Here is an 18,778-nt window from a genome sequence, read left to right as displayed (position 1 = left end):
AAGAACCTACGCGATACCGCGAAATGGTTAGCTTAGGACGATCTCCACCGTTAGCTTTTATTGTGTCCACCTACTTATCACCCAGGTTACTTCTATGACTGATCCCAAAGCGGTTAAATTCATCATTCAACAAGGAATGCGCTGTTTGCAGGGGGGAGACTTTGACGCCGCCGTCGCCCTTTTCCAGGATGCGGTAAAGCTTACCCCTGAAAATGGGGAGGCTTGGACAGGGCTAGGACTCGCCCTAGGACATCTACAACGATATGAAGAGGCGATCGCGAGTTTTGACCAAGCGGGGGTGTTAAATCCCCAGGATGCCCGCATCTGGCTGAATCGTGGTATCGTTCTGTCAGACTGGGGAAAACATGAACCCGCGATCGCGAGTTTTGATCAAGTGATTGAACGAGAACCCACCCATCCCGAAGCCTGGAACTCTCGCGGAACCTCCCTAATGATTCTGGGACGGAACAAGGAAGCCCTCGCCAGTTTCGATCAAGCGATCGCCTGTAATCCTAATTATGATAAAGCCTGGAGTAATCGCGGTAACGTCTTAACCAATGTCGGACGCCACAAAGCCGCCCTCAAGAGTTTCGACAAAGCCTTGCAAATTAGTCCCAATCACCCAGAAATCTGGTACAACCAAGGCTGTTTGTTGATGCAACTCCAGAAACGGGATGATGCGATCGCGTCTTTTAACAAAGCTCTGGAACTCAAACCGGATCATATTGGAAGTTGGATTAATAAAGGGATCGTCATTTCAGAAATGGGTCGTGAAAAAGAGGCATTACTTTACTACGAGAAAGCGTTAGAATTCGACCCCAACGAAACTCATTGCTGGAATAATCGAGGACTTACTATGCGGCGATTGGGACGTTTAAAAGATGCTGTCGCTAGCTATGATCGGGCGTTAGAATGTATGCCTGAAAATTATGAAGCGTGGGACAATCGTGGCTATGCTTTAGTCAAGATGGGACGCTATCGGGAGGCGATGGCAAGTTTTGACAAGGCTTTAGAAGTGAATCCGGATCATGTGAATGCGGTTTATAACAAAGGGTATTGTTATGCCGCCCAGGGGAAGGTGACGTTAGCGGTGAATTATATTGAACAGGCGATTAAGGTGAATCCACAGAAATATCTGCCCGTGGCTAAAACTGACCCTGATTTGGAACGGTTGCGGAAAAATAAGCGATTTCAGAAGATTATTGGAGGTGGGAAGAAGTAAGCCGGGAACTCAAGTTCCGGCTTAAAGCTAAAACCCGTTTAAACGGGTTTTAATTTAACGGTGTGAAGAAGCACTTAAAACAAGCCATTAATCTAAATCCTGAAAAGTATCGGTAGGATGCACCATTTGACTCAGATGTCGAATTTTAATTTTTATCATAGTATTTATTTCTTGTCAAGTTATTAACTGATCCGGATTTAAGGGAGTTAGGGAAGAATAAGCAAGTAAAGGCGTTGATTAAACAAGTGAGGAGACAACCCTAAGCCGTGAACGATCGCGCTTCTGATTGCCCGACCCTAAACCCTAAACCCCACATTCTTTACTGACTCCGAATGTATTGCACTCAATCGAGAATCGTGAGAACGTTCCCCCTCAACGCTACAACCTGTAAACCCAGGTCAAAAGTCTCTCATAGCAAAAAATACATCGATGAGTACTCTCCTTCTAGAAAATCCTCAAGCCGCAAACGTTAGCTACAACCACCCCTTGGAAGTCACAACCCACGAAGCGTGGTATAACTTGGGTATTATACTGATCCAGTCTGGACAGTTTGAAGAAGCGATCGCGACTGTTGACCAAGTTTTAGAACGTGAACCCGACTTATATCAACTATGGTATAACCGGGGAATTGCGCTGGATAAGGCGGGACGCCATGAAGAGGCGATCGCCAGCTATGACAAGGCTGTAAATTTGCAACCAGACTTTTATCCGGCTTGGTATAATCGGGGCAATGCGTTGGTGAATTTAAAACAATATGAAGCGGCAAAAGTTAGCTATGATCATGCTCTAAATCTTAAACCGAACCTGCATCAAGGTTGGTACAACCGAGGTAATGTTTTGTTTAGCTTACAACGCTTTCTCGAAGCTATCGCTAGCTATCAAGACGCCCTAAAAATTAAGCCGGATAAATACGAAGCTTGGTACAATCAAGGACATGCTTGGGTACACTTAAAACAGTTTAAAGAAGCCATCGCTAGCTATGACGAAGCCCTAAAAATTAAACCCGATGCCCACGAAGCTTGGAATAACCGAGGAGGGGCGCTGTATCGCCTTGACCGTTTTCCAGAAGCCGTGGCGAGTTATAATGAAGCCCTGAAACTTAAGTATCGACAACCCAGTTCTTGGTATTATCGGGGCAATGCCCTTGTGAATTTAAGATACTTTCAAGATGCCGTAGCGAGTTACGACGAAGCCCTAAAAATTAAGCCCGACAAATATGAGGCTTGGTATAATCGAGGGTATGCGCTTTTGCAATTGGGAGACTACCCAGAAGCCTTGGCTAGTTTCGACAAAACCATAGAGTTTAAATCCGACAATGCTAATGCTTTTTACAACAAAGCTTGCTGTTATGCTTTGCAGGGTAATGTTGACCTAGCTATCGAAAATCTGCAAAAAACTCTCAATCTGAATCCTGATCAATACCGAGAGTTAGCTAAAAATGACTCTGATTTGGCTAGTATTCGCCATGATCAGCGGTTTCATCAATTAATCTATTGACACTCACTCGGTTAAACATGCCCTCGAACGAAGTGAAGGGACGCGGATGATTTTTTCGTCATAGGAAGCCAGAGTTTTACATTGTCGGTGGATGTTACAGCGCTTTTGGTAGTAAGTGAGGTACACAGACAGATCTCCGACTTCTTCAAGAAGTCGGGGATCTTGCTTAAGGCTGTACTTCATCAACCTAAAATCTGCTGTAGCTTTATCCCCAGAAAGTTTAACCACCGTATGCCCTACAGCTTCTAGCCCATTACTTTACCATAAAAACGATTTTAATAGTTAAAAAGATTGGCGAATAAATTCGCTACTAACTAGAGATGTCAACAGTTTCGACTCTCTTTCAATTATGAAAAAACAGCCACACTGTTCATTTCAGAGGGCTGGACAGCCGTGTTCAATGATAATGCAACACCATTCTGCTCAGATTCTTCGCTCGATAAACAAGCGATCGCTGGCTTGTTAATGCAAAGAGATGGCATTGTTGCCAAGAGATGCTGATGCTCACTATACACTTCTACATCCGTGAGAGTAATAAAATTACGAGAACTATTCAACAAATCCGAAATAGTAAAACTGGAACGATAGTAATTTAAGGAGGTACTAAGGGTCAGTATCCCTATAATTTGAAGGTTATTGACTGTTAAAACTTTAACTCTCAGTTCTCTCATTAACTCACTCCTGCCAAATCAACAATTACCGTATTATCATCCCTGAAAATCAAGAGGTTATCTGGAAAAGGGCGGGACTCTTGTTGCACCTGACCCTCCATTACAGCATTTTGCAACGTCATGAACGCCTGGAGGTCTTGTGAGTCGTATTTGCTTCTAAGTAGCTGTCGCAGTTGGTCTTCGGCTTCTCTGGTGAGATAGCGTGTCTTTAGTGCCTGTTGAACAATCTCACGAATCAACATGATTCTAGTCCCCATTTTACCCTTTCATTAGGTTCTCAAGTTCAGCAGGTGAGTTTTATGCAAAAGTCGGATATTTGTTACAAATCTTTACATAAGTCATTGGTCATTGGTCATTTGTCATTTGTTAGGGAACAGGGAACAGGGAACAGGGAACAGGGAATAGGGAATAGGGAATAGGGAATAGGGAATAGGGAATAGGGAATGGGCTATAGAAATTTTGTCTCCCATCTCCCCCAGCTTCCCCAGCTTCCCCTGCTCCCCCAGCTCCCCCAGCTTCCCCAGCTTCCCCAGCTTCCCCAGCTTCCCCAGCTTCCCCTGCTCCCCCTGCACCTCTACCCCGCCGCTTTTGTTAAACTTTTGTAAAGATTTGTTCCACCTTGCATAAAATCGCCCCTGAGTTCGTGAGACCTCTATGAACAGAGTGAAGTCGGTGTATCAACGCAATCCCATGTAACTGATGTACCAACCCTACCGCTATCGATGAATGTCATAGACCAACAGTTAAAGCAACTGGCACAGGAAGCACAGCAGCATCCTCCCCGTAGTAAACAACGACAGCAAGCTTTAGCCAAGCTATTGGGTGCCATTCAGCAGTCAGGTAAACTGACTCGTCCCTATCCCGGACAATTCCATGGATTTTATGAGGATATTTATGATGAAGCCAAGCAACGCCTATTTTGTTATATTTGCGAAAGGATTGACGACTATAATCCCAGTTTTGAAGTTTTACAATGGGTAAACTTTCTGCTCAAGCAACGGTTTTTCATGGAAGCCAGTCGTTCTATGATGCCAACCGTACATAAAGGAGTCGATGCCAAACGAGTCAAGCGTTTAACCCTGGATGACTTAGAGAAAAACAATCCAGCCGAAGTTAATCCGCAGTTGACGCCTTCCCTGTCGCAAGAAATCATTCACTATCTAGAAACTGACCCCGAAGGACTCTTTAATCAAACCTATACGTCAAATCAACCTGCCGCCAACTTCCAATTTTTAGCTTTGAAACTTTTATCCGGTTATTCCTGGAAAGAAATTTCTGAAGAACTAGGCATTAAGATTTCAACCTTAAGCAGTTTCTACCAGCGTTGCTTAACTAAATTTAGCCCCAAGTTAAAAGAATACTTATCATCATAATCCCTGAGGCACAGAATACAATGTTCCACACCACGAATGAACCCCTAATGCTGACCGTACCCCTAACGTTAGAAGCCCATCAAATCGCTCAACAGTTTCACCAAAAGCATTGCCCCCAAAAGGCAAAACAAGTTTACCTAAATACGTTAGCCGTTTATGCTGTCAAGACCTCTCTACAATGCCTAGAAATTCCGACAAACTGGCAGGCGAGTGATAGTTGGAATCCAATTATGCAAACCCTGACTAATACAGCCGACTTATTGATTAAAGATCTGGGCAAATTAGAATGCCGTCCCGTCTTACCCAACGCCGCTAGCTGTCATATCCCCGCAGAAGTTTGGTCTGACCGGATTGGTTATGTAGCAGTTGAATTGAATCAAGCCTTAACTGAAGCCAAGTTACTGGGATTTTTACCCAGCGCTAAAACCGAGGAAGTCCCCCTAAGTCAACTTATATCACTGGAATATTTATTAGACCATCTTAACCCATCTCAACAACCAATACAACTTAGTCAATGGCTACAAAATATTTTTGATGCTGGTTGGCAGACTGTCGAAACATTATTCGACTCCTCGCCAACAGAACTCGCTTTTAATTTTAGAACGTATACGCAAATAGCCACCCACTTATCCGAACCATCCGATCTGAAAATCACACGCGGAAAGCGGCTGACATTAGGACGACGATATGATGATGAACAAGTCATATTAGTCATAAATTTGACACCAACATCCGTATCAGAACTCGATATTTCGGTTGAAATATATCCAACGAACGGTCAAACCTATTTGCCTAAAAATTTGCGACTGATGATTCTCGATGACACGGGGGAAACCGTGATGCAAGCTGAAGCCAGAAGCACTAAGCAAATTCAATTACAGTTTAGTGGAGAACCCGGAGAATGCTTCAAAGTTAGGGTAGCGTTAGCTGATATCAGTATGACGGAAACCTTTATCCTTTAAACAATGAACGATAACGATGAACGATGAACCATGAACTATGAACGATGAACACTATCCCAAAAAATTAGTCATTTTGAAACTCGATGGTGATTTTCAAAGCCATGGATTTCGGGTCACATTAGCCATTGGTTGGGATGGCGCACCCCCAGATATTGAACTCAAAGGAGTATTAGACGCAGCGCCTGAATTTGCCGATCGCATCCAGTCTCATTGGCAGCATAAGTATCGGTGCATTAGCGCCCCCTATCGAATTAAACCGAAAAAAATTATCTATGATGGTTCCGTAAGCCAGCGCCTGAGAGACTGTCAAGACTCTGCCAATGAATTAGGCGATCGCTTGCGAACCTGGTTAGACGGGGAAGGGTTTCGCCCCCTGGATCGGCGGTTACGGGAATCCCTGAGTCCTCAGGATACGATTCGCTTCTTAGTCAGCACCACTGATCCGCACCTGCAAAAACTTCCTTGGCATTTGTGGGATTTTTTTGACCATTATCCGAAAGCGGAACTCGCCTTAACTGATCCTCAGTTTGAACGTCCGTCCCAATTCACCTCAAATCAGCGCACGCCTAAGGTAAAAATTTTAGCCATTCTCGGTCATAGTCAGGGAATTGATATTGAGAACGATCGCCAGTTACTTGAAAGTTTACCCCATACCGATATTAAATTTTTAGTCGAAAAAAGCCGCCGAGAGATTAACGACCAACTTTGGGAAAAACAGTGGGACATCATTTTTTTTGCCGGACATAGTGAAACCGAAGGGGAAACCGGGCGGATTTATATTAATCAAACCGATAGTTTAACCATTGATGAACTCTGGTATGCGCTGAGAAAAGCCGTAGAACGAGGGTTAAAACTAGCTATTTTTAACTCCTGCGATGGCTTAGGATTAGCCCGACAACTGGATGATGTGCAGATACCGCAAATGATTGTCATGCGGGAGTTAGTCCCCGATCGCGTGGCGCAAGAGTTCTTGAAGTATTTTCTCACTGCCTTTGCTCAAGGTCAACCCTTCTATTTAGCTGTAAGAGACGCCAGAGAACGATTGCAGGGATTAGAGAGTCAATTTCCTTGTGCTAGTTGGTTACCCGTAATTGTCCAGAATCCCACCCAAGTTCCACCCAGTTGGAACGACTGGATTAGCGACACTACCGCCAAACCCGTTAAGCGGAGACGGCGAGGTTGGCAATTGGTACTGGGTGCGAGTGTCATGGTTACCAGTTTAGTCATGGGAGTGCGATCGCTAGGGTGGTTACAATCGACGGAACAGCAAGCCTTTGATCAACTCTTGGAAATGCGTCCCACGCCATCCCTTGATCCTCGGTTATTGATGGTTGAGGTAACGGCTAAAGATATCAATAATTTAGGGGGTGAATATCCGCTACACGATCGCACCCTGCTCAAACTATTACAAAAACTGGACACCTATCAACCCCGCGCCATCGGCTTAGATATCTTTCGCGATCGCCCAGAGGGGGAAGGGCGGGATGAATTGGTACAATACCTACAAAAGAGCGATCGCGTGATTCCCATTTGTGTTATCCCCTCTCCCCAAATCCCCGAAGGCGTTGCTGCGCCCCCTGAAGTCCCCAAGGAACGCTTAGGATTTGCTGATATTGTTGTTGATCCAGATGGGATTGTTCGGCGTCATCTCATCGCCATGAAACCGCCAGCCGTATCCTCTTGTTCCACCTTCTATTCCCTGAGTTTTCAATTAGCCCTACGATATCTGCAAGCCGAGGGAATCTCACCTGAATTTATTTCCGAAGATCGGTGGAAATTGGGTTCAGTGACGTTAACAAATTTAAATGCCAACCCCGGATTTTACCAGCGCGGTGTCGGATTGGAAGGATTTCAAGTCTTACTTAATTATCGTTCCCCAGAATTGCCAAAAACCATGGTAGAACGAGTAACCTTGAGTGATATTTTTGCCAATCGCGTGAATCCAGATTTTTTGCAGGATAAAATTATTTTAATTGGCATAACTGACCCCACAATTAAAGATGAATTCCAAACGCCTGGTAATCATGAAATGCGGGGGCTATTCCTGCATAGTCAAATGGTCAGTCAGATTATTAATGCGGCTGTGGGAGAACGCCCCTTGCTGGCGTTTTTCCCTTTATGGGGGGATTTGGTTTGGGTGTGGATGGGGTCACTTATTGGAGGTGCGATCGCATGGCATTATCGAGAGTCTCTGTTGCGACTGGGACTAGCAGTGGGATTTACTATGATAACGATTAATGGTATTAGCTGGTTTATTTTCATTCAAACTGGGAGTATATTACCCATGGTTCCAGTAATGCTAGCTGTAGTTGCCACAAGTGGAAGTCTGGTGGCTTACCAGGCATTTAGAACGTCGCGATCCGATGAAACCCCTTAAACCTATGATTGCACTAAAACTTGCTTTAATTCTGGCGATAACCGTTCTTGAATTGACAATTCATCGACCACTGGTTCAAGCACATCCTATTCAAAAATTAGCAAGTATTAAACAAGATCCACCCGTTCGGGATAGACCGAATAATGATCGCAAACCTGCCGGAACTCGTGGACCTTGTGAACAGACCGAACAACCGTTTACACCGTTATTACCCATTACCGATTCTGACTACAAGTTTTCTGGCTTTACATTAAAAGCTTACCCCACATTTTGGTTTTATATTCCCTATCCAAGTAACACAATTAATCGAGGATCATTCGTTCTAAAAAATTCACAGGATGAGACTCGAAACTATCAGGTTAGTTTCCAGCTTCCAGAAACACCAGGCTTTGTCAAAATCAGCTTGCCAATTACTGCCATTCCCCTAGAATTGAATAAACAATATCGTTGGCAGTTCACCCTATATTGTACATCCAATGATCCGACGGATTTATCTCAAAGCATTTGGCATAACGGCTCAATTGAACGCCTTGATCCTCAGCGTTTAGAACCTCAGACAGCAACAGCGTTGGTAATGGATCAGATGAAGTTTTATCAAGATAATCGTCTTTGGTACGATATTTCAGCCGATTTAGTCCAAATCTATGACTTTCCTCTAGCTTGGCGTTATTTATTAAGAACGATAGATTTGGAGGAACTCAAAAAAGAACCGATCGCAGGTTCCGTACAGCCTATTGGTGATTCTAATGAAATCTTAGGAAACCGGGAATAGAAAATCTGGGGGAGTCATGTAGAGACGCGCCATGGCACGTCTAGAAACAAGGACAGCTTGTGCTATCCGTTAGCGAACAATACAAACACCCCCGACTTGTACGGTACAAGCTTCTGGTTTTTTCACAGGTTCTAGACTCTGAGTACGGGCGTTGTAAGTATATTCACCCGCCGGAAAAACACGGTTAGGATCGGCACAATAGCGATAGCTTTGTCCACCTTCGGGATAGGAGATAACGACTAAAGAATTGGTTGCTGGAGGACAGGTATCGAGTACATTTAATCCATACTCGTCTTCCAATTTTTCTTGGCGAGTATCGGTTGTTTGATTAGCGGCGGTTTGAGTTCCCGGACGTCCCGGCTTTAAGGTTTCCGTACTCATGTCGTAGGTATATTGTCCCGCTGCTAGAAAACGGTTAGGGTTGGCACAATAGGTATAGGTTTGATCCGATTCTGGAAACGACACAACCACTAACGAACCCGTCGCCGCTGGACAGTTTTCCTGAAAATGCTCAACTTTAGGTACGGAAAGATTCTATCAAAGAAAGAGTCTTATTTTAAATGTCGTAGGGTGGGTTAGGCGGGAGTTTAATTAAGGTACTTATCTTTTAATGAACAATCCGCCGTAACCCACCAATATTCAGGTCGAAACTATTTTTAAATAGATTGAAAATTTTGGGATCAAAGGCGTCATTGAATAAAGGGCGCACGTCAGTGCGCCCCTACAGGGATTGAATGGCGGGTTGGGTTATGGGAAATAGGGATTATTTGGCAATTTTGGGTCCCATCCCAATTTTCCCGGCGTAGATGGCGCGATCGCCGAGTTCGTCTTCAATCCGTAGTAGGCGGTTGTATTTGGCAACTCGTTCACTGCGACAGAGGGAACCCGTTTTGATTTGACCCGCACGAGTGGCGACGGCTAAATCCGCGATCGTGGTATCTTCGGTTTCGCCAGAACGGTGAGAGATAACGGAACGGAAGCCATTACGAGTGGCGAGTTCAATGGTTTCTAAGGTTTCGGTTAATGACCCGATTTGATTGAGCTTAATTAGGATCGAATTCCCAGCCGCTAAATCAATTCCCTTTTGCAAGCGAGTGGGGTTGGTGACAAATAAATCATCGCCAACTAATTGGATACGAGATCCAAGTTTTTCCGTCAGCAATTTCCAATTATCCCAATCGTCTTCATGTAAGCCATCTTCAATTGAAACAATCGGATATTGACTGACTAATTGATCCAGATAATCAACCAGTTCACTAGGGGCGTGAGATGAGCCTTCATAGAGATATTGCCCGTCTTTGTAAAATTCGCTGGCGGCGACATCCATGGCTAACGCCACCTGTTCCCCAGGTTTATACCCAGCTTTTTCAATCGCGGCAATCAGAAATTCTAATGCGGCTTTATTGGACTCTAAGTTCGGCGCATAGCCCCCTTCATCACCTACACCCGATAGCAGTTTTTTCTCTTTCAAGACTTGAGACAGGGCGGCGAAGACTTCAGCCCCCCAACGCAGTGCATCTTGAAAGGTATCAGCCCCCACGGGGACAATCATAAACTCCTGAAAGTCTACATTATTATCCGCATGGGCACCACCGTTAATCACATTCATTAACGGAACCGGGAGAAGATTAGCAAGGGGTCCACCTAGATAGCGATAGAGGGGAAGTTGCAATTCATTCGCGGCGGCTTTGGCATTGGCGAGAGAAACTGCCAGGATAGCATTGGCACCCAGTTCATTTTTATTTTGGGTTCCATCCCGATAAATCATCGCCTGGTCAACGGTGGCTTGGTCTAGGGCATCCATGTCCAAGAGTTCGGGGGTGATTTTCTCTTTGATGTTACGGACAGCCTTGAGGACGCCTTTCCCGTTGTAGCGATGAGAATCACCATCTCGCAGTTCGTGGGCTTCAAAGGAGCCGGTAGAGGCACCACTAGGAACTTGTGCCAATCCCATGGCACCACTGGCGAGGCGAACTTCGGCTTCCACGGTGGGACGTCCCCGCGAGTCCAGGATTTCTCTGGCGTCAATGGCTTCAATCGGAGATTCGGGTTTATCTAACATGCTTTTTCCTCTAAGTTGCAATGACTCCAGGGTTCAGGATACGTCTGAAGTCGTGGACAAACAAGCGAACTTAAGGATGTTTTCGATCCCCAGCGCTCGTATCCGGATTTATGATAGGGTATGCGATCGCAGTTTTGTTACAAGGTAATTCACAAAGAATTTGCGAAAGTATCCATATTAGCGGTTATTAGCTGGTATTTACCTGCGGGTTCTCAATCGCCGATAACGGTAAAACCCACCCCTACAACTCAACTTGTTGGTACTACTCCTCATCGCCATCCCCAGGCGGATTCCCTAAATACAACCGCACAAACTCTTCCGCCGCCGTCTGATTAATCTGGTACAGCGCATCTCGGAGTTGAATCACCATCTCAGCGCCGGGATCTCTCACCTCATGTACCCAGCGATAAATATTGGAACGTCCAATCCCCATCTTTACCGCCACTTGGTTTTGGCTAATGCCGTAATTGTCTAACACCTGCTTAAGGGCTTTTCCTGCTCTTCCCATGCCCAAAATTGTGTCAGATGTGGATTCAACCGTAAATGACACCGATTGGCATACGTTACGCTACACTGGATGTAGTCCAATCGGTGTCATAATACCCATAGAAGGTAAACCCTCATGTCTAAAGACTTTCTCCCAGATCCCCAAGAAACCTCAACCACTTCACCCAACCCCGAACGCGAACCTGTGCAAATCTTAGTCATTGGTTCCAGCAGTGGGATTACCAACATCATCCACAGTCTGTACGCCCACCACTTCGCCCAAATCAGTGAATGGAGTCCTCTGATGCCTGCGCCCGTTCCTGGTAAACTGATGCGGATGCTCATCCGTTACGTTGTCTAAACTCCAGGTAGATTAAAAATTGAGGGGGTCTGATGAAACTCTATTACTTTCCGAAAACACGCGCCATGCGTCCTCGGTGGTGTCTAGAAGAAATGGGTATTCCCTACGAGTTAGTGCGGGTAGATATCACTCAAACGGACAAACAAGAGTATCAAAAGTTACACCCCCACGGCAAAGTTCCAGTTCTAGTGGATGAAGATGTAACCATTTTTGAGTCGGCGGCGATTTGTGCTTATCTAACTGACAAATACTCAGACAAAGGATTAATTCCAGCCCCAGGAACATCAGCACGAGCGTATTATTATCAGTGGCTTTTTTATGCGATGGTGACATTAGAGCCACCTGTGGAGCATTATATATTTCAGGCGCTACCGGATTTGCCTGAAAAGATATCGCCACTGAAAAAACGTTCAGAACTCTCGATGGATGAAACCTTGGCGTGGTTTGCCCAAGTTTCTGAACCGTTAAAAGCAGCGCTTGTGGGTCAAGATTTTTTGGTCGAGAACCAATTTACGACAGCGGATATTGTGACTGGAGGCGTTCTGATGTGGGCACTTCAATTAGGAATCCTGGACAATCATCAAATTCTCAAAGCTTATGCTGAGAAACTCAGGCAAAGAGAAGCTTTTAGGCGAGCTAATGCAGATTTCGATGTTAAAGACTAACATTCGTCCTTAGCCCTTCAGCCCTTCGTTAAGGAACTCTTAACAAGGTAAGGTAGCAAGTTATGAACGTTAAACATATTGAGCTGCTAATGGAGCAGATTAAAGCATTTTGCGATCGCTGGCAAGTGACAGAATTTTCTTTATTCGGTTCTGTCTTGCGAGATGACTTTTGCCCTTCTACTTACGCAGACACACCACTGATGGGGGTAAAGGTGCGTTACGCTACGCTAACACACCCTACTGGCTTGACACAGCTAAAATTGTGGAATAGATTTGACCATTGAATCGGGCGCAAGTCTTTGCGCCCCTACGGTTTTGCGGCTAATGGTTAATTCATCAAATAAGGTGTGCCACGCCACTACAAATAGAGCTTTTGCGTAAGTCCTAAAAATGAGATACCGATTCTAATTGAGGAGTTACGATTAAGAGTGCCAAGAGAAGAATAAACCCAATTTGTTTTACCTAAACTTAGGTGGAAGTTCAGCCGGAGGCGGAGAATCTGCACCTGGAGGAAGGGGAGGTGAACCGCCTGGTGGTATGGGTAGCGGTTTGGGTTCTGTTCCAGAGGGTGAAGTTCCCGGTGAGGGTGACGGTGACGGTGAGGGGGGTGTCTGTGTTTGTGCAGCAGAAGTGTCTCCGGGTGGAGGTGGAGGATCAAACGTTGGTAATCCGTTAGCTGTGTCTCCTGGCGGCGATAAGGGAGTCATTTCCACAGGTTCTGGAGGCGGCGGTTGCACCGTTTCTATAGTGACTGAACGGCTTTTTTGTTCTCCGGCTTCATTCGTCACTTGCAAGGTAATTGTTTGCGTATTTGGTTCTGGACTAAGTTCATAAGGCAAAGTGCCTTCAGGTGGTACAGTACCGGGTGCGGGTAGAAGTTCAATTTTGAGATCTCTGCCCCCCTCAACTTTCCAGGATAAGGGTACAGGTATTGCTTGATTTCCAGAAATTGGTATCACAAACTTAGGACGAGTGAGGGTTTCTACACCACCAACTGTAAATTCAACAATATTAAAGGGAACAGGTTGGGCTTCAATTTTAATCGGATCAGTTTTTTGAGCGGGTAATTCTTCGGGTTCTCCTTGTTGGGGAACCACGATTAATTCAAAAATATAGGTTCCCGGTTGGCGCACACCTGTGGCAATATTCATACAAACTAATGCCTCATCTTGTATTTCACAGGAGTCTTGGAGGGGTTGAGGAATTCCTTGGCTAAAATCAATTGATTGCATGGGAAAGGTGACAATTCCTTCAGGATTGCGCCCTACCAGTTTTAACAGTCTGATTTGTTCGGGGTGATTAATTTTCCAATTCAGTAAAATACCTAGGTCTTCCGGTTGCGGCTGATCTTCAGGTGAGTTATCATCATTAGCCGTTGGACTAGCTTCTTGGTCTGCTGCTTCTGGGTTGGGCTGAATGACTTCTTGAGAGACGGGTTGAGTTGAGGCAAATTCTTCAATCTCAGGAATTGGAAACGGTGTAATTTTAACTGTATTCGTTTGCAGTTCCTCTAATTCTCCCCTCTTTTTGCCTTCAGGAATTACAGTCAGTTCAAACACATAATCCCCCGGTTCGCGAGCATCCGTTGGCACGTTCTGGCAATTGAGAATCTCATCGGTTGTGCAGAAACGCTCTAACTCGTTGGGAATCCCCTGGCTAAAATTGTAGGCAATCGGACCACTGGTGACCACCCCATCTGGCGATACCCCTTGTATTTTTATCGTTTGTAATCGTTTGGGGTTGGTAATTTCCCAATTCAGGCGAACATTTTCCTGATCAGCTGCCGAGTAATTTTTTCCTGCTGGCGCAAATTCGACTATTTCCGGGCGGGGTTTGGGTCTAAAAAAGAGAAACCACAGCAGGAATATTAATGCCCCAATCAGTCCGACTATACCTAAAATAACTAATAAAAATTGCCACCACGGACGCCCTTCCCAGATTAAAGTGCCTTGGAAGCGATTGTTAATTAGGGGAAACTGTTGTAGGTCTTCAATTTCAATAACAAAGTTTAAAACTCGTCCGTAGAAGGGTCTACGCCACCATTTCTGGCTGGGTTGCACCTCTAAATTCGCGATCGCATACCCGCCAGGGGCGAGGCGCACTTGGGTGGGTATCAGGGTATAGGTACATAGATCATCACCATCGGCACTTTTGGCGATGAGGGCAATGTCGCGGGTAATATTGCCGCCGTTATACAGTTGTAACTCGAAAACACCAGACTGATGGCTGACTTTACCGACTAGGGTGACTAACTCGACAGTTAACAGGTAAATCGGCATTACCTGGAGGTAAATCGCATCCAGTAGCACCAAGTCGGGATTATTCAGGGAATAGAGACGCACGGTGGGGGAATAAATCGTCGCCCAGGTATCTACAGGTGGGGTGATAATGAGCTGGATTAGACCCTTTTCACCCGGATTCAACTCTAAGCCATCCATCACCCGCACCACTCCGGTGTCGGTATAGCCTTCGGGATAAATCACCCTATACCAAATCGGGGCTAAATCCGGACAGGTTAAGCGAAATTGATCCACACGATCCGATCGGTTGTGAACCAGAACCTGAACCTCTAAAGGTTCTCCCGGTTGAACCACCGCCGGGACAGCGGAACTTGTGATCGGGAGTAGAGAGAAGGTGGGATCATTAACCCGGATGGCTTCTTGGACAAAGGGTAAGACTTGCAGCCGTGCTTGATGCTGGATGGGCGTATCTTCCGGGTAATGCTGCTGGGCATCAACCATCAGCAGATAATTATAGGTACCCGGTGTTGCATCCAGTGGTACCGGAATCTGGAACACCACCTCACTACTTTGTCCCCGCCCTAACGCCAGACGTTCATAAGGGGAAATACACCACTGGTGCAGGAATTGGGAGGTTTCATCGATATAAATCTCAATTAAGGCACTTTGATTGCCCTCATTGGTAATCGTGACGCACAACTCAAACGTCGAACCGGGTGTAATTGGCGCATCCCCAGAGGGATTCACAATCATGGACAGAGGTTTTCCCGGTGTCAGCGCTTGCTGAATCATCTCGGAAAACGGGCTACCTTGTCGTCTCATTTCACTGCGATAGTAACGGGGAATGCCTTCTACTTGTATTTCTCGGACGAAACCCTCTTGAACTAACTCATCTAGTTCTATGGCGATCATCTGTTCGTCTTCATTCAGGTGATCGGCAATTTCGGGTAGGGTATGCCCTTCCTCGCGACGGATAAATAGCACAATTTGCCGTTGGCGTTCCGGAAGTGCCAAGATATCAGCAATATTTATTGTTTTACCACCATTTGCCGAAGGATTGGATGGATTGCTATTCATAGTTTCCCTTTCCCCTCTGGGTTTGACCTCTCCTCCTGCTGACTTCCAAGGGCTAAACCGATTCTTTCTACGTTCAGCATGGGTGGAGCGACAACTGTATTAATGTTTACAGCGTTCACCGGAAATAAAGGGTCTGAAGCCCCGTCCTTCTAGGACGGCTTTTATCCGGATAAACACCCCAAGATAGTATGATAAAATGCAGTTGGCTTGCGGCTGCAAAGTCGAAGTCAACTTATCAGGTACGCCGGGACTCGGCGGAACCCAAACCGCAAAGGTTTGAAACGCCCAGCCCTGAATCGACAGGGTGTTAGGAGATAACACGATGCCCTAGATGGCGAATATCGTGTGCCTGGGAACCCGTTTACCGGGATATATGGAACGAAATTTCCATAGAATCTCCCTTATTCTAGGAGGGAGAGCGTCAATCTGACAATTAAACCGCAAGCGAGACGGAATGTCAGCTATTGTCATCTATCCTAGGTAATTAGCCCTCAACTAAAGTTGGGGCTAAAAGCTTAAACCCGTTAAAACGGGTTCAAAGAGCTACTCAGTAAGCTCGATTCTTACTTGAGCTTTAGGCGATATTCTGTTTAAGGAGCGTGTCAGAAGCGAAGACAGCGCTGACCGATGAACGGGAGATCGCAGGTTGTCCTTGCCAGATGAACGGGAGATCGCAATCCGATTACCTAGACCTGAACGGCTGTCGGGTTGGGGGTTTTACGGATATGGGTAGGGAGTGCGATACATGCTTACGTCCTATCGGACACGCTTACGCGATCGCACACGCTTCGCGATCGCGACCTTGGCAAGCTAAAGTTAGTTGTGGATACTCAAGATAACTGATGAATTACCAAGACATCATCACCTTAGAACCCGGAAAACGTGGCGGTAAGCCCTGCATTAGAGGGATGCGAATCACGGTCTATGATATTTTAGAATACCTCGCATCCGACATGAGCCAAGAGGAAATTCTAGAGGACTTTCCCTATCTGACTAAAACAGACATCCTCGCTTGTCTTTGGTTTGCCGCTCAACGCGAACGCCTTACCGTTACCGTTCAACCGTGAAACTCCTCCTGTTTGATCAAAACCTTTCCCCTCGCCTAGTGACTCGACTAACCGATTTGTATCCCAACTCAGTGCATGTTGATACATTAGGCTTAGGAACATCTTCAGACCGAGATGTTTGGGAATATGCTCGGCTCAACGCCTTCATTATTGTTACCAAAGATGCCGATTTTAGTGAGTTAAGCGTTCTCCTGGGGACTCCGCCTAAAGTCATTTGGATTCGTCGGGGTAATTGCTCTACAAAGGAGATTGAAAAACTGCTCAGAGATAATTACAGTGACATCAACGCCTTCAGCAATGAAATTAACTTAAGCGTATTGACCTTATTTTAGTACAGAGGCGCTATGGCACATCTCTACGCTGAATAATGTATCTACTAGATAGTAACATTTTCATTCACCGCAGCATACAGCAAAGACTGTTGAATATCTTCGGGTTCCAAATAGGGATAATCTTCGAGTATTTCCCCCACTGTTTTACCATTTGCCACTAAATTTAAAACCAATGAAACCGGAACTCGCATTCCCCGAATACAGGCTTGCCCAGCCATGATACGTGGGTTAAATGTAATTCTGTCTAAACCCAACATCAATTAGTTCTCCTTTCACGTCAACAGCGATCGCAGATTCTCATTCTCGGATATTGTAAAGTCTGGGGTAGGGAATGCGATCGCTACCTTACTCAAAACTTGAAACGCTGTCTGGTTGGGGGTTTGATGGGTTGGGGAGGGAGTGCGATCGCTCTCCTCATGAGCAGTCGCCTAAAAGTTCTAGGGGAAACAGGCAGGCTAAAATCGCACAGTCTCACCTAAACCCAGCCAATCACATCCCTAATCTGAGTTCTAGCTTGACAAGAAAACAGTTTTAAGTCCACTGTCGCCCAACCTCCTGAATCGCACGAGCTGTTGCGGCTAACGCTTCCTTGCCACCGAGAGCGATGATAACTGGACTTAATGCGGAGATATCTTTTAGTAGGTCTTTGCGAGTACGGTGAGCTAAAAGGTTAAGGATTTCTTTCCATAAGGAAAAGTTAAAATAAGAGAGTTTTAACTGTGGTAGCAATCCACTGAAAGCCTCAGCGCGGAGCGGCTCAGATTGTATAGCTAGCAAGGCTTCTAGTGCTTTTTTTAGCAGCGTTTCAGGTAAAGGTGGCAAAATTTCACTGATAGCAGATGCACGGTAATACTCATTCTGTATAGCCAATGCTGCCTCTAGAGCTTCGGGTAAGATTTCTGGTAAATGCGAAGCAATCAATGAGAGAAACAATACACAGATAAACTCAGGTTGTATAGCCCGTGCAGCTTCTAGGACTTCGGGTAGAATTTCGGGTAAATGGGGGGCAATCGAACAGAGAGATAATGCACGGTATTGCTGATCTTGTTTAGCTCGTGCTGCTTCTAGGGCTTTTTTGAGTAGAATTTCAGGTAAATGGGGTGCAAGTCGCCTCAGAGCATCGGCGCGGTCATACTCATTTCGTATAGCCAGTGCCGCTTCTAGGGCTTCGGGTAGGATTTCAGGTAAATGGGAGGCAATCTGCCTCAGAGCATCGGCACGGTATTTCTCATCTTGTATAGCTCGTGCTGCTTTTAGCGCTTCGGGTAGGATTTCAGGTAAATGGGAGGCAATCTGCCTCAGAGCATCGGCACGGTATTTCTCATCTTGTATAGCCAGTGCAGCTTTTAGCGCTTCGGGTAAGATTTCAGGTAAATGGGAGGCAATCGAACAAAGAGCATTGGCGCGGTCATACTCATTTCGTATAGCCAGTGCAGCTTTTAGCGCTTCGGGTAAGATTTCAGGTAAATGGGAGGCAATCGAACAAAGAGCATTGGCGCGGTATCTCTCTTCTTGTATAGCTTGTGCGGCTTCTAGGGCTTTTTTGAGTAGAATTTCAGGTAAATGGGGCGCAAGCCGCCTCAGAGCATCGGCGCGGTCATACTCATCTCGTAT

At 45.7% G+C, this 18,778-nt stretch carries 21 protein-coding genes and 1 pseudogene; 13 read left to right on the top strand and 9 right to left on the bottom strand.

The features are described 5' to 3' along the window. Positions 1-94: 94 nt before the first annotated feature. Together RIC07_RS38500 and RIC07_RS38495 are read left to right on the top strand one after the other, a co-directional pair. Entirely contained in the window at positions 95-1,222 is a 1,128-nt protein-coding gene (locus RIC07_RS38500) for a tetratricopeptide repeat protein (protein WP_446399123.1), read from the top strand. Positions 1,223-1,651: 429 nt separating this feature from the next. Further along, entirely contained in the window at positions 1,652-2,719 is a 1,068-nt protein-coding gene (locus RIC07_RS38495; protein WP_446399122.1) for a tetratricopeptide repeat protein, read from the top strand. A 347-nt stretch (positions 2,720-3,066) separates the two neighbouring features. Here the strand turns inward: RIC07_RS38495 and RIC07_RS38490 are convergent, their stop codons facing one another. Together RIC07_RS38490 and RIC07_RS38485 are read right to left on the bottom strand one after the other, a co-directional pair. After that, positions 3,067-3,276 (bottom strand): DUF6812 domain-containing protein, encoded by a 210-nt coding sequence (locus RIC07_RS38490; protein WP_446382278.1) that lies wholly within the window; start codon positions 3,274-3,276, stop codon positions 3,067-3,069. 113 nt (positions 3,277-3,389) lie between these two features. Next, positions 3,390-3,647 (bottom strand): hypothetical protein, encoded by a 258-nt coding sequence (locus RIC07_RS38485; RefSeq protein ID WP_446399121.1) that lies wholly within the window; start codon positions 3,645-3,647, stop codon positions 3,390-3,392. 186 nt (positions 3,648-3,833) lie between these two features. Here RIC07_RS38485 and RIC07_RS38480 point away from each other — a divergent pair, with 186 nt between their 5' ends. From RIC07_RS38480 to RIC07_RS38460, 5 genes are all read left to right on the top strand, one after another. Continuing rightward, positions 3,834-3,995, top strand: coding sequence for a hypothetical protein (locus RIC07_RS38480; protein WP_446399120.1), 162 nt, complete (start codon positions 3,834-3,836; stop codon positions 3,993-3,995). Between the two features lie 117 nt (positions 3,996-4,112). Then, the gene (locus RIC07_RS38475; RefSeq protein WP_446399119.1) at positions 4,113-4,763 is read left to right on the top strand and encodes a sigma-70 family RNA polymerase sigma factor; all 651 of its coding nucleotides are present in this window, start codon (positions 4,113-4,115) and stop codon (positions 4,761-4,763) included. A 47-nt stretch (positions 4,764-4,810) separates the two neighbouring features. Further along, on the top strand, positions 4,811-5,725 hold the full coding sequence (locus RIC07_RS38470; RefSeq protein ID WP_446399118.1) for a DUF1822 family protein: 915 nt from the start codon (positions 4,811-4,813) through the stop codon (positions 5,723-5,725). A gap of 37 nt (positions 5,726-5,762) precedes the next feature. Then, a complete protein-coding gene (locus RIC07_RS38465; protein WP_446399117.1) occupies positions 5,763-8,102 on the top strand; it encodes a CHASE2 domain-containing protein in 2,340 nt (779 codons plus the stop codon). Between the two features lie 4 nt (positions 8,103-8,106). After that, entirely contained in the window at positions 8,107-8,874 is a 768-nt protein-coding gene (locus RIC07_RS38460) for a DUF928 domain-containing protein (protein WP_446399116.1), read from the top strand. A 69-nt stretch (positions 8,875-8,943) separates the two neighbouring features. On the opposite strand, the gene RIC07_RS38455 is transcribed toward RIC07_RS38460, so the two are convergent. From RIC07_RS38455 to RIC07_RS38445, 3 genes are all read right to left on the bottom strand, one after another. After that, positions 8,944-9,339, bottom strand: coding sequence for a hypothetical protein (locus RIC07_RS38455; RefSeq protein WP_446399115.1), 396 nt, complete (start codon positions 9,337-9,339; stop codon positions 8,944-8,946). A 298-nt stretch (positions 9,340-9,637) separates the two neighbouring features. Then, a complete protein-coding gene (gene eno / locus RIC07_RS38450) occupies positions 9,638-10,936 on the bottom strand; it encodes a phosphopyruvate hydratase (RefSeq protein WP_446399114.1) in 1,299 nt (432 codons plus the stop codon). A 262-nt stretch (positions 10,937-11,198) separates the two neighbouring features. After that, positions 11,199-11,444, bottom strand: coding sequence for a helix-turn-helix domain-containing protein (locus RIC07_RS38445; RefSeq protein ID WP_446399168.1), 246 nt, complete (start codon positions 11,442-11,444; stop codon positions 11,199-11,201). A 114-nt stretch (positions 11,445-11,558) separates the two neighbouring features. On the opposite strand from RIC07_RS38445, the gene RIC07_RS38440 reads away from it, so the two are divergent. The 3 genes from RIC07_RS38440 (at position 11,559) to RIC07_RS38430 (ending at position 12,732) form a co-directional block, all read left to right on the top strand. Next, on the top strand, positions 11,559-11,783 hold the full coding sequence (locus RIC07_RS38440) for a peptide ABC transporter substrate-binding protein (RefSeq protein WP_446399113.1): 225 nt from the start codon (positions 11,559-11,561) through the stop codon (positions 11,781-11,783). Positions 11,784-11,815: 32 nt separating this feature from the next. Further along, positions 11,816-12,448, top strand: a complete 633-nt coding sequence (locus RIC07_RS38435) for a glutathione S-transferase family protein (RefSeq protein ID WP_446399112.1) — start codon at positions 11,816-11,818, stop codon at positions 12,446-12,448. A gap of 62 nt (positions 12,449-12,510) precedes the next feature. After that, positions 12,511-12,732: a hypothetical protein gene (locus tag RIC07_RS38430; RefSeq protein ID WP_446399111.1), complete on the top strand. Its 222-nt coding sequence runs from the start codon at positions 12,511-12,513 to the stop codon at positions 12,730-12,732. A 174-nt stretch (positions 12,733-12,906) separates the two neighbouring features. Here the strand turns inward: RIC07_RS38430 and RIC07_RS38425 are convergent, their stop codons facing one another. Both RIC07_RS38425 and RIC07_RS38420 read right to left on the bottom strand, forming a co-directional pair. Then, positions 12,907-15,765, bottom strand: coding sequence for a transcriptional regulator (locus RIC07_RS38425; RefSeq protein ID WP_446399110.1), 2,859 nt, complete (start codon positions 15,763-15,765; stop codon positions 12,907-12,909). 99 nt (positions 15,766-15,864) lie between these two features. Beyond that, a complete protein-coding gene (locus tag RIC07_RS38420) occupies positions 15,865-16,086 on the bottom strand; it encodes a hypothetical protein (protein ID WP_446399109.1) in 222 nt (73 codons plus the stop codon). 278 nt (positions 16,087-16,364) lie between these two features. Between RIC07_RS38420 and RIC07_RS38415 the strand changes: the two genes are divergently transcribed. Genes RIC07_RS38415 through RIC07_RS38405 form a run of 3 tightly spaced genes read left to right on the top strand, consistent with a single transcriptional unit; the run spans position 16,365 to position 17,164 of the window. Then, complete coding sequence (locus tag RIC07_RS38415; RefSeq protein ID WP_446399108.1) at positions 16,365-16,604, top strand: hypothetical protein; 240 nt, start codon at positions 16,365-16,367, stop codon at positions 16,602-16,604. Between the two features lie 3 nt (positions 16,605-16,607). Next, complete coding sequence (locus tag RIC07_RS38410) at positions 16,608-16,832, top strand: DUF433 domain-containing protein (protein WP_446399107.1); 225 nt, start codon at positions 16,608-16,610, stop codon at positions 16,830-16,832. After that, entirely contained in the window at positions 16,829-17,164 is a 336-nt protein-coding gene (locus RIC07_RS38405; protein WP_446399106.1) for a DUF5615 family PIN-like protein, read from the top strand. The genes RIC07_RS38410 and RIC07_RS38405 overlap by 4 nt, the downstream gene beginning before the upstream one ends. Positions 17,165-17,208: 44 nt before the next feature. On the opposite strand, the gene RIC07_RS38400 is transcribed toward RIC07_RS38405, so the two are convergent. Next, on the bottom strand, positions 17,209-17,421 hold the full coding sequence (locus RIC07_RS38400) for a DUF433 domain-containing protein (RefSeq protein WP_446399105.1): 213 nt from the start codon (positions 17,419-17,421) through the stop codon (positions 17,209-17,211). A 274-nt stretch (positions 17,422-17,695) separates the two neighbouring features. Next, positions 17,696-18,778, bottom strand: a pseudogene (locus RIC07_RS38395) (hypothetical protein); the annotation flags it as partial.

This window comes from Coleofasciculus sp. E1-EBD-02 (genome assembly GCF_040218245.1).
In the GTDB taxonomy this organism is placed as follows: Bacteria; Cyanobacteriota; Cyanobacteriia; order Cyanobacteriales; family Coleofasciculaceae; genus Coleofasciculus.
The sequence above is the reverse complement of the archived record's forward strand: the minus strand, read 5'-3'. Positions and strand labels throughout refer to the sequence as shown.